The sequence below is a fragment of the Vibrio sp. 2CM40D genome, from assembly GCF_023161825.1.
GTDB classification, from domain to species: Bacteria; Pseudomonadota; Gammaproteobacteria; order Enterobacterales; family Vibrionaceae; genus Vibrio; species Vibrio alginolyticus.
In genome coordinates, this window is record NZ_JALNTL010000009.1 from 84,712 (window position 1) to 97,383 (window position 12,672).

General features: G+C 43.1%; 11 protein-coding genes. 9 read left to right on the top strand and 2 right to left on the bottom strand.

The features are described from left to right. Positions 1 to 191 precede the first annotated feature (191 nt). Positions 192 to 1,076, bottom strand: coding sequence for an NAD(+) kinase (gene nadK / locus MTF70_RS19100; RefSeq protein ID WP_005381631.1), 885 nt, complete (start codon positions 1,074 to 1,076; stop codon positions 192 to 194). Between the two features lie 146 nt (positions 1,077 to 1,222). Between nadK and grpE the strand changes: the two genes are divergently transcribed. The 4 genes from grpE (at position 1,223) to dnaJ (ending at position 7,125) form a co-directional block, all read left to right on the top strand. Continuing rightward, the gene (gene grpE / locus MTF70_RS19105) at positions 1,223 to 1,819 is read left to right on the top strand and encodes a nucleotide exchange factor GrpE (protein ID WP_021034134.1); all 597 of its coding nucleotides are present in this window, start codon (positions 1,223 to 1,225) and stop codon (positions 1,817 to 1,819) included. A 417-nt stretch (positions 1,820 to 2,236) separates the two neighbouring features. Beyond that, positions 2,237 to 3,511, top strand: coding sequence for a dicarboxylate/amino acid:cation symporter (locus MTF70_RS19110; protein WP_005381625.1), 1,275 nt, complete (start codon positions 2,237 to 2,239; stop codon positions 3,509 to 3,511). A gap of 347 nt (positions 3,512 to 3,858) precedes the next feature. Beyond that, complete coding sequence (dnaK, locus tag MTF70_RS19115) at positions 3,859 to 5,772, top strand: molecular chaperone DnaK (RefSeq protein ID WP_054865951.1); 1,914 nt, start codon at positions 3,859 to 3,861, stop codon at positions 5,770 to 5,772. A 204-nt stretch (positions 5,773 to 5,976) separates the two neighbouring features. After that, positions 5,977 to 7,125: a molecular chaperone DnaJ gene (gene dnaJ / locus MTF70_RS19120; protein WP_005381620.1), complete on the top strand. Its 1,149-nt coding sequence runs from the start codon at positions 5,977 to 5,979 to the stop codon at positions 7,123 to 7,125. 69 nt (positions 7,126 to 7,194) lie between these two features. On the opposite strand, the gene MTF70_RS19125 is transcribed toward dnaJ, so the two are convergent. After that, positions 7,195 to 7,626, bottom strand: a complete 432-nt coding sequence (locus tag MTF70_RS19125) for a type IV pilin protein (RefSeq protein WP_054865952.1) — start codon at positions 7,624 to 7,626, stop codon at positions 7,195 to 7,197. 103 nt (positions 7,627 to 7,729) lie between these two features. On the opposite strand from MTF70_RS19125, the gene MTF70_RS19130 reads away from it, so the two are divergent. The 5 genes from MTF70_RS19130 (at position 7,730) to MTF70_RS19150 (ending at position 12,471) form a co-directional block, all read left to right on the top strand. Next, on the top strand, positions 7,730 to 8,236 hold the full coding sequence (locus tag MTF70_RS19130; protein ID WP_017635698.1) for a GspH/FimT family pseudopilin: 507 nt from the start codon (positions 7,730 to 7,732) through the stop codon (positions 8,234 to 8,236). Continuing rightward, positions 8,217 to 8,807 (top strand): pilus assembly protein PilW, encoded by a 591-nt coding sequence (locus MTF70_RS19135; RefSeq protein ID WP_017635697.1) that lies wholly within the window; start codon positions 8,217 to 8,219, stop codon positions 8,805 to 8,807. The genes MTF70_RS19130 and MTF70_RS19135 overlap by 20 nt, the downstream gene beginning before the upstream one ends. Further along, positions 8,804 to 10,114, top strand: a complete 1,311-nt coding sequence (locus MTF70_RS19140; RefSeq protein WP_006741845.1) for a hypothetical protein — start codon at positions 8,804 to 8,806, stop codon at positions 10,112 to 10,114. Before MTF70_RS19135 ends, MTF70_RS19140 begins: the two co-directional genes overlap by 4 nt. Then, positions 10,104 to 10,517 carry a prepilin-type N-terminal cleavage/methylation domain-containing protein gene (locus MTF70_RS19145; RefSeq protein ID WP_017635696.1) on the top strand — a complete coding sequence of 138 codons (414 nt, stop codon included), beginning with the start codon at positions 10,104 to 10,106 and terminating at the stop codon, positions 10,515 to 10,517. The genes MTF70_RS19140 and MTF70_RS19145 overlap by 11 nt, the downstream gene beginning before the upstream one ends. 394 nt (positions 10,518 to 10,911) lie before the next feature. Further along, positions 10,912 to 12,471 (top strand): AbgT family transporter, encoded by a 1,560-nt coding sequence (locus MTF70_RS19150; protein WP_017635695.1) that lies wholly within the window; start codon positions 10,912 to 10,914, stop codon positions 12,469 to 12,471. Positions 12,472 to 12,672: the final 201 nt, after the last annotated feature.

The following is a 12,672-nucleotide window of genomic DNA, read 5'->3' on the forward strand; positions in this document are numbered from 1 at the left end:
ATTGAATTTGCTTTTCTATCTTTTGTGTAAAGTTTGCCCACAGGATCAAAATTTATAAGCTTCTCTTTAATGATGACAAATATCGTGTCGCCTCACTACTTTGTGTCTATTTCTTGTCTAAGAAAGCCAAAAGCCAGTAGCAATTGAGCTGCTGGCTTTTTTATTGAAGTTATTGCCCTGAGTAACAAGTGTTAGAACAATTTACTAGACCAGCCAAGCTTATTCCGTAAGACGTGATAGTAGCTGTAGTCTTTTGGATGGATGAGCTTTAGTACATTTGGACTTTGATAGATGTGAATTTCGTCGCCAGGGGTAACTGGAAGCGAGACTTGTCCATCACAGCTAACTTCTTGTGTTCCACGGTTTTCTGGTGATACCACCAATTTAATTCGACGTTTTCCATCAACCACCAAAGGTCGACTCGACAATGTATGAGGGAACATTGGCACGAGTGAAATGGCATTCAAGCTAGGAGAAAGAATTGGGCCGCCGCCAGAAAGTGAATATGCCGTCGAGCCAGTCGGAGTGGAGACAATCAAACCGTCGGCCCGTAAAGAGAAGGCGAAGCTTTCATCTATGTACACTTCAAATTCAATCATATGAGCAATTTGCCCTGGGTGAAGTACGGCTTCGTTTAGCGCAGCGTTATGGCTCTTTATTTGTCCGTGGCGGTGTACTTCCGCCTCTAAAAGAAAACGCTCCTCTTCAATATACTCACCGTCGAGTACCGCTTGCAGAGACGCTTGGAAGTCGTCTGGGTTCAAGTCAGTTAAGAAGCCCAGATTTCCACGGTTCACGCCTATAACTGGTACATCAAATCGGGATAAAATTCTTGCTGCACCTAGCATGTTGCCATCGCCACCAACCACAATGGCTAGATCGGCATTTTTTCCTAGTTCAACTAAGCTAGCAAACTGACTCTGTGGGATATCATCCAGTATTGCGGCAAGGCGATCGTCAATGAATACTTTATAGCCCTCAGAGGTCAACCATTGGTACAACTCTTTATGAGTTTGAATTGCTTGTTGATCTCTTGGTTTTCCGATAATCGCGATCACGTTACATGGATTTTTCATAGCATTTCCGCATTAAAGAGGCTTGAATCAGGAATCTTCATCCCCATAATAATGGCAAGTCACCTAAATATGCGAATTTTTATGTGGTTAAAGCCCGCAAAAACGCGCATGGCTTTAAGGGCATTATGTTGAATTCTGGAGATATCATGAGCAACGAAGAAAACAAAGTTACAGAAGAAGAGCTTGATCAAATCATCGAAGAGGCTGAAAAAGTAGAAGCTGAAGCACAAGAAGTTGAAGCTGAGCTTGAAGAGCTTGGTGATGAGACAGACGCTAAGATTGCTCAACTAGAAGCGGCACTATTGTCTAGCGAGGCAAAAGTAAAAGAGCAACAAGATGCGGTGTTGCGTTCTAAAGCTGAAGTAGAAAACATGCGTCGTCGCACTGAGCAAGAGATCGATAAAGCACGTAAGTTTGCGTTGAACAAGTTTGCAGAAGAGCTGCTTCCTGTTATTGATAACCTAGAGCGTGCAATTCAAGCGGCAGATACAGAGAATGAAACTGTGAAGCCGTTCCTAGAAGGCGTTGAACTAACACATAAAACGTTTGTAGACGTTGTAGCGAAATTTGGCTTGAAAGCAATCAACCCTGAAGGTGAAGCATTCAATCCAGAGTTCCATCAAGCGATGTCGATTCAGGAGAGCCCTGATCATGAATCAAACACTGTTATGTTTGTTATGCAAAAAGGTTACGAACTAAACGGCCGTGTGATTCGTCCGGCAATGGTAATGGTTGCTAAGTAACTTTAACTACCTGTTTTTTAAATATAAAAGCGCCCATCATTTTTGATGGGCGCTTTTTTGTTTTAAACATAAATGACTGCATCGAACTTCGTTGTATATCGATAAATGAAAATTTGATCCCCTTCATATTTTTTCCTATTGGTTAATTATTTTCCTATAGGAGATTTTCTCTCATCTCGCTGCGTGTTTATTAACGGAAAGGGCTATAAGTGATTGTAATCATTCGTTGTGTGAATATTTGTTCTGCATAGGAATGTAAATATAGTCATTTTTTCTAAAACAATGTCGTTAACAAAAATGTAAATTATCACTTTATTTTGTAACTTCGGTGTGTATGATTTACGACTAATGCTTTAAAAGTAAGCATATATAACTACAAAAATGTAAATAGTAAACACAACATATCGGAGATTTATAATGGATAAATCGCTTTCTAGTAAGATTTTTATAGGCTTGTTTGCCGGCCTTGTGCTGGGGACAGCAATTCAGTACTTATTTAGCGGTATTGCGATTTTTGATACATACCTACTTGGAGCAGCAGAAGGTGTTGGCGGCATGTTCGTCTCACTGATCAAATTGCTTGTTGTTCCTTTAGTTTACGTTTCAATCGTATGCGGCATTGTTGACTTGAAAGACATCAGTGCATTTGGTCGTCTTGGTGGAAAAACTTTTACCCTTTACATTCTTAACACCATCATTGCGATTACGGCGGCTTTGACTGTCGGCTTGATCTTCCAGCCAGGAGCGGGCGCTAATCTAGCAGGAACGGTATCTGAGGCTGTACAGCTGACAACGACAGAGACGCCGGACATTTTCTCTTTAGTTGTTAACATTGTTCCTAGCAATCCTGTACAAGCGTTTGCTAGCGGCGACATGCTGCAAATCATCTTTATGGCAATTTTGACGGGGCTTGCAATTCAAGCTTTGGATTCTCGTGGTGGCCCAGCTATTCGCACATTCAAAATGGCAAATGAAATCATGATGAAATTGGTTGGATTAGTGATGAGTCTTGCACCATATGGTGTGTTCGCACTAATGATTCAACTAGGTGCAACGCTAAACGCCAATACATTAATGTCCGTTGCCGGTTACGTGGCTTTGGTGGTTGCGATGTTGGTGTTCTGGATCTTCTTCTTCTACCCAATGGCAGTGAGTATTGCGACAGGAACTTCTCCAAAGACTTTCCTACGTGCAACTCGTGAGCAGATTCTTTTCTCTCTATCTACCGCGAGCTCAAACGCGACTATCCCGGTAACGATGCGCACACTGACAGAAAAGCTTCAGGTCTCTAAATCGGTTGCTGGCTTCGGTGTACCACTGGGCGCAACGATGAATATGTCTGGTGTGTCTATCTATATTGCTCTAGCAACGATGTTTGTTGCGAACGCTTTTGGCCAGCCAATTAACACCGCAGACATCTTCACACTTGGCTTAACTATTCTTCTGTTATCTATTGGTGCTGGCGGCGTTCCTGGGGGCGGCGTGGTAATGGTAGGCGTTTTGCTTCACCAACTAGGTTTACCACCTGAAGGTTTAGCAATCATTGCAGCGGTCGACCGTATAAATGATATGTTCTGTACATCATCTAACGTTGTCGGCGACACGGCAGTGAACACCATTGTTGCAAAAACAGAAGGTGAGATAGGTAAAGAAGAAGGTGTTGATGCTGAGCCTGCTCAAGCGAACGCCTAATACCTTGAATAATTTATTTTAACCCTAATATTGAAGCGAGCTCTTATGAGCTCGTTTTTTATTTAGGAAGAGTCGGACATAAATAAATTTATCTGGGAAATGACGTTTTGTTGCGCTACAGCAGTGTGACGAGTTCCCAACTAATCAGAAAGAAACACATAAATTTCGAAAAAAGACGCTTTTTTTTAATTCTGCCCTTGAAAAGCATTTTGCCGCCCTTATCTATGTGGCATAGAGAAGCAAACATTGATTATTTTTGTTTGTGAGCAAGGGTTGAAACCCGATTCTCCTCCCCCCACATTGGGGTTATAACCAAACGAAAATAGAATTTATTCGGAGATAGCCAGATGGGTAAAATCATTGGTATTGACTTAGGTACTACTAACTCATGTGTTGCTGTATTAGACGGCGACAAACCACGTGTAATTGAAAACGCAGAGGGCGAACGTACTACTGCATCGGTTATTGCTTACACTGACGGTGAGACGCTAGTAGGTCAACCAGCGAAACGTCAAGCAGTAACTAACCCAGAAAACACGCTATTTGCAATTAAGCGTCTAATCGGTCGTCGTTTTGAAGACGAAGAAGTTCAGCGTGACATCGAAATCATGCCTTACAAAATCGTTAAGGCTGACAACGGTGATGCTTGGGTAGAAGCGAAAGGCCAAAAAATGGCAGCTCCTCAGGTTTCTGCTGAAGTTCTTAAGAAAATGAAGAAAACTGCTGAAGACTTCCTTGGTGAGGAAGTAACTGGCGCAGTTATCACAGTACCTGCTTACTTTAACGATGCTCAGCGTCAAGCGACAAAAGATGCTGGCCGTATCGCAGGTCTAGAAGTTAAACGTATCATCAACGAACCAACAGCAGCTGCGCTAGCTTACGGTCTTGATAAGAAAGGCGGCGATCGCACTATCGCGGTATACGACCTTGGTGGTGGTACATTCGATATTTCAATCATCGAAATCGATGAAGTTGAAGGCGAGAAAACATTCGAAGTTCTAGCAACTAACGGTGATACTCACCTAGGTGGTGAAGACTTTGATAACCGTCTAATCAACTACTTGGTTGATGAGTTCAACAAAGAGCAAGGCATCAACCTTAAGAACGACCCACTAGCAATGCAGCGTGTTAAAGAAGCAGCAGAGAAAGCGAAAATCGAGCTTTCTTCTACTTCTCAAACAGACGTAAACCTACCTTACGTTACTGCAGATGCAACTGGTCCTAAGCACATGAACATTAAAGTGACTCGTGCAAAACTAGAATCTCTAGTTGAAGACCTAGTACAACGCTCTCTTGAGCCATTAAAAGTAGCTCTAGCTGACGCTGACCTATCAGTAAACGACATCACTGACGTAATCCTAGTTGGTGGTCAGACTCGTATGCCAATGGTTCAAGCGAAAGTTGCTGAGTTCTTTGGTAAAGAAGCGCGCCGTGACGTAAACCCTGACGAAGCAGTAGCAATGGGTGCTGCAGTTCAAGGTGGTGTACTTGCTGGTGACGTTAAAGACGTACTACTACTAGACGTAACTCCACTGTCTCTAGGTATCGAGACAATGGGTGGCGTGATGACTAAGTTAGTTGAGAAGAACACAACTATCCCAACTAAAGCGAACCAAGTTTTCTCTACAGCGGAAGACAACCAGAGCGCGGTAACTATCCACGTTCTACAAGGTGAGCGTAAGCAAGCGATGTACAACAAGTCTCTAGGCCAATTTAACCTAGAAGGCATCCAGCCTGCACCACGTGGTATGCCACAAATCGAGGTTACGTTTGACCTTGATGCGGATGGTATCCTACACGTATCTGCGAAAGACAAGCAGACTGGTAAAGAGCAGAAGATCACTATCCAAGCTTCTGGCGGTCTAAGCGATGAAGACATCGAGAAAATGGTTCAAGAAGCAGAAGCTAACAAAGAAGCGGACAAGAAGTTCGAAGAGCTAGCAACTGCACGTAACCAAGCTGACCAAATGATTCACGGTACTCGTAAGCAAGTAGAAGAAGCTGGTGAAGCGCTACCTGCAGAAGAGAAAGAGAAGATTGAAGTAGCAATTTCTGAGCTAGAAACAGCACGTAAAGGCGAAGACAAAGAAGCTATCGATGCTAAAGTTCAAGCACTAATGACTGCTTCTCAAAAGCTGATGGAAATCGCTCAACAACAAGCTCAAGCGCAGCAAGCACAAGGTGCTGACGCAGGTGCACAGTCTAAAGAAGACGACGTTGTAGATGCTGAGTTCGAAGAAGTTAAAGACGACAAGAAATAATATTTCTTAACCAGATGGCTGCATAGCCATCTGGGGTCGATAAGACTTCGTGTGCGGGCGTTTGGGGCAACTCTTACGCCCGTCTGTTTGTAAACGCTGTCTTTCTAGTTAAGTATGTTGCAGACAAGTGCACTTACCTAGAACGATACAAACACCAAGCGGTGAATCGATGCCGTTTGTAGTAATTAACTGGTGACGAAGAACATGTCAAAACGTGATTTTTACGAAGTATTAGGCGTAAGCCGTGATGCCTCAGAGCGCGATATCAAAAAGGCGTATAAGCGTCTAGCGATGAAATTCCACCCAGACCGAAACCAGGGTGATGATTCTGCGGCGGACAAGTTTAAAGAAGTAAAAGAAGCGTACGAAGTTCTGACCGACCCTCAAAAGAAAGCGGCGTACGACCAATACGGTCATGCAGCTTTTGAACAAGGCGGCGGTGGTTTCGGTGGCGGCGGCTTTGGCGGCGGCGGTGCTGATTTCGGCGACATCTTTGGCGATGTATTCGGTGACATCTTTGGTGGTGGTCGTCGTGGCGGTGGTGGCCACCGTGCCCAGCGAGGTGCTGACCTACGTTACAACATGGAATTGACGCTAGAAGAAGCGGTTCGTGGTGTAACGAAAGAGATCGAAGTACCGACACTAGTACACTGTGATACCTGTGATGGTAGTGGCGCGAAGAAAGGTTCATCTGCTGAAACATGTGGTACCTGTCATGGTCATGGTCAAGTACAGATGCGCCAGGGCTTCTTCGCAGTGCAACAAACCTGTCCTACCTGTCACGGCAAAGGTAAAATCATTAAAGACCCTTGTAATGAGTGTCATGGTCAAGGTCGTAAGCAGAAAACAAAAACACTTAACGTTAAGATCCCAGCAGGTGTTGATACTGGCGACCGTATTCGTCTATCTGGCGAAGGTGAAGCGGGAGAAATGGGAGCACCAGCGGGTGACTTGTATGTACAAGTGCACGTGAAAGAGCACCATATCTTCGAGCGTGATGGCAACAACCTATACTGTGAAGTGCCAGTAAGCTTTGCGATGGCAGCTCTAGGTGGTGAAGTTGAAGTACCAACCCTAGATGGTCGCGTAAGCCTAAAAGTGCCTTCAGAAACGCAAACAGGTCGTATGTTCCGTATGCGTGGTAAAGGTGTGAAAGGCGTTCGCGGTGGCGGTGTTGGTGATCTTATTGTTAAGTTGGTTGTTGAAACACCAGTAAACCTAAGCTCACGCCAAAAAGAACTGCTCAAAGAGTTTGAAGAGTCTTGTGGTGGTGAAGCGGCAACTAAGCACAAGCCTAAATCAGAAGGCTTTTTCAACGGTGTGAAAAAGTTCTTTGATGATTTAACCAGCTAAGACGTTAGTGAAAAGCACAAATACAAAGGCCTGCTAAAATGCAGGCCTTTTTGCATCTCGGTGTTCTTCCTAATTCCAGCAATCACTTGGTTCTTCGACATTTGTTGACGTTAAAGTAATCGTTTTAGAACCAGTCAAGCACTCGTCGTCGTCTTGTCCCAGAGCCGATTTTGCTGTTGCTGTAATGGTATAGGCCGTACTTGCAGAGCTCGCAATATCGAAAGAAAATCTATTTGTGTCTGAATCGCATAGAGCGCATGTGCCTCCAGAGAGAATATGACTCCAGTCGTACCCACCATCATAAGATGTCTCTAGCTCTAGCTGAATTCGACTAAGATCGCTCAAGGCAACCGTCCTATGAGACTTGATTACATGATTAGTGTAAGAAGGGTAGGCGATCGCAGCAATGATCCCGACAATCACGACAGCTATCAGTAATTCGATCAATGTCATCCCTCTCAATCCTTTTTTGTAGCCGTTACAACGAGAAATTCGAATCATCACGAGTAGTTTCCTTTTCACTTTTCCGCCTATTTTTGGCAGGTGATAGCATCTGTGCAAGATGAATTACGGCCCTTTTGCCGTTTACATAGGAATTTGGGAAATGCCTCGCGGGTTTACGTTGTTGGAGCTTCTTATTACTGTTGCTGTCTTGTCAGTACTACTACTTTTTGTCGCCCCAAGTTTTTCAAAAGTTAGCCAACACATGAAAATAGTGAATTTAGCCAACGAATTACAGGGTTTTTTGATCCAAGCGAAATCGGAATCGGTGATGAGAAATCAAGATTTTTGGGTTCATATTCAAGGCTTGCCTTCATCCACCGGAAGCTGGAAGCTCACACTCTCGAGTGTATCGAATGTCACTGACATTACTTCAATGAATACTGTTGCTGAGCTGCAAGGTCATCTATATCGGGGTCTGGTGGTGTCGAGTAATATAACTAGCGTCAAGTTTGATCGTGTTATGGGGAATCCCAAAAATGCGGGAAGTATTCACCTGAAGAAATCTCAAGCGGATACCAGTCCGATAAAAGTAACTGTTCATAACGGAGCAGGGCGAGTAAAAGTGTGCGCTATGAATAAGGCAAAATATGGCTTTGAACAATGCTAAACAGCAGGGTAGTACACTTGTTGAGTTTATGATTGCTGCGTTGTTAGGACTTGTCGCTTTGGGCATTGTTGGCGCAGTGTTTCTTTCTAACCAAAAAACAGCTGTGCAGCGAAGCAAGGAAATAATGCTACTTCAGCAGATGAGTAGTGTAATTCAACAAGTGAAAGAGGATATTCAGCGAGCAGGGTTTGATGGTATTACGACAAAATCAATGATGCTTTCCGGTTCTCCTAGCGTTCTATATCAACAATCCGAAAAAATCGGTTATGTTTATCGAAACACAGCAAGCTCTGTGAGTAATACGATATATCGGTTAAAGGATAATATGTTGGAATATTGCCAGGATGATTCACCATCACCTTTAAGTGTCGTGTCTGCTGCTAGTGGATGTTTTGACCTTTTTGATCCTAAGCAAATTAAAGTAACTCAATTTGGTGTTAGTCGAACATTACTATCAGGTTCGTCAATAGAGAGTGCGTTTATTTCTATTTCAATGGCCGCTGAATTAAAAAATGATCCGGCAATTTCTCACGCCATTTTATTACAGGTTCAGCAAAGGAATTGGCAATGATACGTAAGCATCAACAAGGAGTGGCCACGTTACTTATTACTTCCATACTGCTCTCTGTCGCTTTGGTTGTGACGTTAGGCTCATATAAGAATCTATTTTATCAAATTAAGCGTGCGCAGAATGAAGTTAGTTCTCGGCAACAGCACTGGGAAGCGGAAGGAGGGCTTGAGTGTCTATTTGCTTATGTCACAGATGATGTATCCATAGTGAACGAGCTCATCCCAATTAATCACAATAATTTAAATACCTTATGTAAGAGGGAATTAAACCTTAGCCAGCTGAACGTTACTGATATAGGGGCAGGAGTCTATCGTATTAATTCTATATCTCACAATGGTTGGGCCCAGCTCAATAAAACTTTCAGTACACTAAGTAATCGTGGAAAAGGAGCGATACAAACCACATCCAAGTTAACTACTTATGGTGATTTAAAGGTTCATCCAGATGCGAAAGGTGATCTTAATTCTGACAATCTGTATGAATGCATATCACTGACTTATCGGTATAGTTATACCATGGAAGGCGGAAGCACAGGATCAAAATATAACACTGCATCAATAAGAGCGAATAGCTTATATGATGGTTCTCCTGCTGGAGGGTGTACCGCTGCAACGACAACCAATGTTACAGTAAAAGCTGGGAATGCAATTACGAAAACTAATAAACCTGAAACTTCTGATCCGCAGCTAAAAGGCGATTTTGTTTATGACTCTGAAGTCGATCCATTCCAAACCTTTTTTGATTACAAAAAAACACCGGAAAACATTGATAAAGTCAAAGCTTCATTTCCGAAAGCTGGGAAAATAAATTTGTCAAATGCGACACAGTGTAAATCAGCTATCGAAAATGCTTTTAAGGAAGTAGATAAGGTTTGGATTACTGGTGACTGCGCCATTCACGGGAATTTAGCACTTCAAGGCAACCATGAGAAATATACGTTAGTTATTCAAGATGGTATTTTTATCAATACTGGTTCAACAACATTTCAGGGTTCGCTTTTTCATTTAGTCGATAAAACTAAACCACAGTTTGCTCCTGATGAGTTAAAAAGCTATTGGGAAAGTTTGTTCTCGAATGCTGATGGCTCACCGACTAATTTTACCATTGGTAAACAATATACTGATCTTACACAAACTGTTTATGTTGATGCAGGGGCATTTCACGCAACGGGTGGTTATGGTTTTGATACTGATGGGTTAAAAACCTCAATTGCGGGCTCAATGGAGTTACTATTTGATTCCAGCAAAAGACCTACAACAAGGAGAAATGATGTTCGTTGGCAAGAGGGAAGTTGGAATGCCAAGTAAACAACATGGTTTTAGTTTAATTGAAATAATGATTTCTTTTATTTTAATTGGTGTCGGTGCTCTTGGATTGGTTAAGTTGCAAGCTTACATTGAGCTGCGGGCAGATTACGCGATGCATAGCATTGAAGCGCTAAATCTTGCTGAGCAGAAATTAGAGTGGTTTCGTACGCGTGGGGCTATTTCTGCAGTCCCCTCGATGCCCGCCGCTAATTTTGATACAAATATTGTCTCTGGGGAAGATACTACGCACCCCTTGTATACTTTATCTTGGTCTGTGCCAACGGCAACTCTGTCGGGCGCACTTAAAACGATACATATGGAAGCTCTATGGCAAGATCGCCACGGTAAAATACAATCGGTAGAGCTGAAAACCATGATCTCTAAACATAGCGAATTTGATTAAATAGTCTAGGTTCCTGTTTTACGCCGATTCAATCAAAACCGATTGGAGTTCTGGATAAGGTGTTCACTGTCCGCGTTGCCCTTTTTATATTGAAGAGAATTATTTCTTGCTTCTCATCACGTATAGTTTCTTTTCTTAAAACTATCTATTCATCGCTCTATGCAACCTCTGTTTTTGCCAGCTCGTTTACTAAATGTATATGTTGATTTTTCCATAATGTTTCAGGCTTGTATCTTTGGTTTTGTTTTTTTGCAAAATATGTCTCCAATTATGAAAAAAAATCTAGAACCTTGTGCTTTCTCCATTAGTGTTTACTAGAATACTCGTTGGATAGTAGGCCGTTATAATTATTCAAATAGGCCTTGGCACCAACATCATTCACTATGGAGTTACCATGAGTAACCAAGCTGTAAATAAAGCACCATCATCGAAGCCGAGCGGGATGGAGCGCTTTTTAAACTTTATCGAGAGGACAGGTAACAAAATCCCTGATCCTGCGATTTTGTTCTTCTGGGCATTGATCATTACTTGGGCGGCGTCAGCACTTTTGTCGAATGTATCATTCGATCTTCCAAACCCTCGAACGGGCGAAGCTCTTACTATCACCAACTTACTTACGGGCGAAGCGCTAGCAAGTTTCCTTGCTAACATGGTGACGACGTTTACTGGCTTTGCGCCACTGGGTATCGTACTTGTCGCAATGCTAGGTGTGGGTGTTGCAGATTCTTCGGGTTTTATTACGACGGGTCTTAAGAAGATGCTGAACTTCACGCCAGCTAAGCTTCTTACTCCAATGCTGATTTTGGTTGCTATTGTGTCGCATACTGCGGCAGATGCAGGCTATGTTCTGGTTATTCCTCTTGGCGGTATTATCTTCCATGCGGCAGGTCGTCACCCTTTAGCAGGTATTGCGGCAGCATTTGCAGGTGTATCTGGTGGCTTCTCTGCAAACTTTATCCCTTCAGGTATCGATCCGCTATTGGCTGGCTTTACGCAAACTGCGGCGCAGGTTCTTGATCCTGAATATGTGGTTAACCCATTAGCGAACATCTTCTTCACTGGCCTATCCTCTATCATTATTGTGGGGATTGGTTGGTACGTGACAGAGAAAATTATCGAGCCTCGTTTATCAAAAATGCCAATTGATGATGATGCGGAAACCGCGCCAAACCTAGGTTCATTTACTGAACTGGAATCAAAAGCATTCCGTTATGCAGGTTGGGCAATGATGGCGGGTATTGCTTTACTTGTTGCAGCGTTAATTCCAGAAACATCAGCACTTCGCTCGCCTGAAGGTGAAATTACTGCCTTCTCAGCACCGATAATGAAGTCTATCGTGCCGTTGATCTTTATTCTGTTTATCATTCCTGGTTACGTTTACGGTAAAGTGTCTGGAACGTTCAAGACCAGCAACGACATTATCAAAGCGATGGCTGATACTATGTCAACCATGGGCGCATACATTGTTATGTCGTTCTTCTGTGCTCAGTTCCTATCTGCATTTGCTCAGTCAAACATCGGTACGATGCTAGCGTTGTATGGCGCAGAAGGCTTAAAAGCGATGAACCTACCAGGTGAAGTGACCATCATCGGTATGATCCTTCTAACCGCGTCTGTAAACCTACTTATTGGTTCGGCATCGGCAAAATGGGCTTTAATTGGTCCAATCTTAGTGCCAATGCTAATGGCGGTTGGTATCTCGCCTGAGCTGTCTCAAGCGGCTTACCGTGTGGGTGACTCTGTATCGAACATCATTTCGCCTCTAATGGTATTTTTCCCTCTTGTAGTGGTTTACTGTCAGCGTTATGTGAAGTCGGCTGGTATCGGTACGCTTGCGTCACTAATGATGCCATTCTCGATCGCAATGCTGATCGGTTGGTCTATCTTCCTAGTTGCTTATTGGATGGTAGGTATCCCGCTAGGCATTCAAGCTCCTTACACTTACACAATGTAAAAACGTTTAGGGTGTGAAAGCCGCTAATTGGCAGCCAAAAAGCGCAGGTCTTCGATCTGCGCTTTTTTGTTCTCGTAAAACGAACATCGATAGGTCTTGTAACTAGTTTTTTGGAGTTGCAGACTTTGTCCCGTGATGTGTCGCTGTAGTGAAGCCGAAGTTGGTGATAAAATTCCCGACTTCAATCATTTTTGTTTCTTT

What these genes read in the sequence shown, in the direction of transcription:
- nadK (WP_005381631.1), bottom strand. Translation starts at nt 1,076, where the DNA reads ATGAAAAATCCATGTAACGTGATCGCGATTATCGGAAAACCAAGAGAT.
- grpE (WP_021034134.1), top strand. Translation starts at nt 1,223, where the DNA reads ATGAGCAACGAAGAAAACAAAGTTACAGAAGAAGAGCTTGATCAAATC.
- MTF70_RS19110 (WP_005381625.1), top strand. Translation starts at nt 2,237, where the DNA reads ATGGATAAATCGCTTTCTAGTAAGATTTTTATAGGCTTGTTTGCCGGC.
- dnaK (WP_054865951.1), top strand. Translation starts at nt 3,859, where the DNA reads ATGGGTAAAATCATTGGTATTGACTTAGGTACTACTAACTCATGTGTT.
- dnaJ (WP_005381620.1), top strand. Translation starts at nt 5,977, where the DNA reads ATGTCAAAACGTGATTTTTACGAAGTATTAGGCGTAAGCCGTGATGCC.
- MTF70_RS19125 (WP_054865952.1), bottom strand. Translation starts at nt 7,626, where the DNA reads ATGATTCGAATTTCTCGTTGTAACGGCTACAAAAAAGGATTGAGAGGG.
- MTF70_RS19130 (WP_017635698.1), top strand. Translation starts at nt 7,730, where the DNA reads ATGCCTCGCGGGTTTACGTTGTTGGAGCTTCTTATTACTGTTGCTGTC.
- MTF70_RS19135 (WP_017635697.1), top strand. Translation starts at nt 8,217, where the DNA reads ATGGCTTTGAACAATGCTAAACAGCAGGGTAGTACACTTGTTGAGTTT.
- MTF70_RS19140 (WP_006741845.1), top strand. Translation starts at nt 8,804, where the DNA reads ATGATACGTAAGCATCAACAAGGAGTGGCCACGTTACTTATTACTTCC.
- MTF70_RS19145 (WP_017635696.1), top strand. Translation starts at nt 10,104, where the DNA reads ATGCCAAGTAAACAACATGGTTTTAGTTTAATTGAAATAATGATTTCT.
- MTF70_RS19150 (WP_017635695.1), top strand. Translation starts at nt 10,912, where the DNA reads ATGAGTAACCAAGCTGTAAATAAAGCACCATCATCGAAGCCGAGCGGG.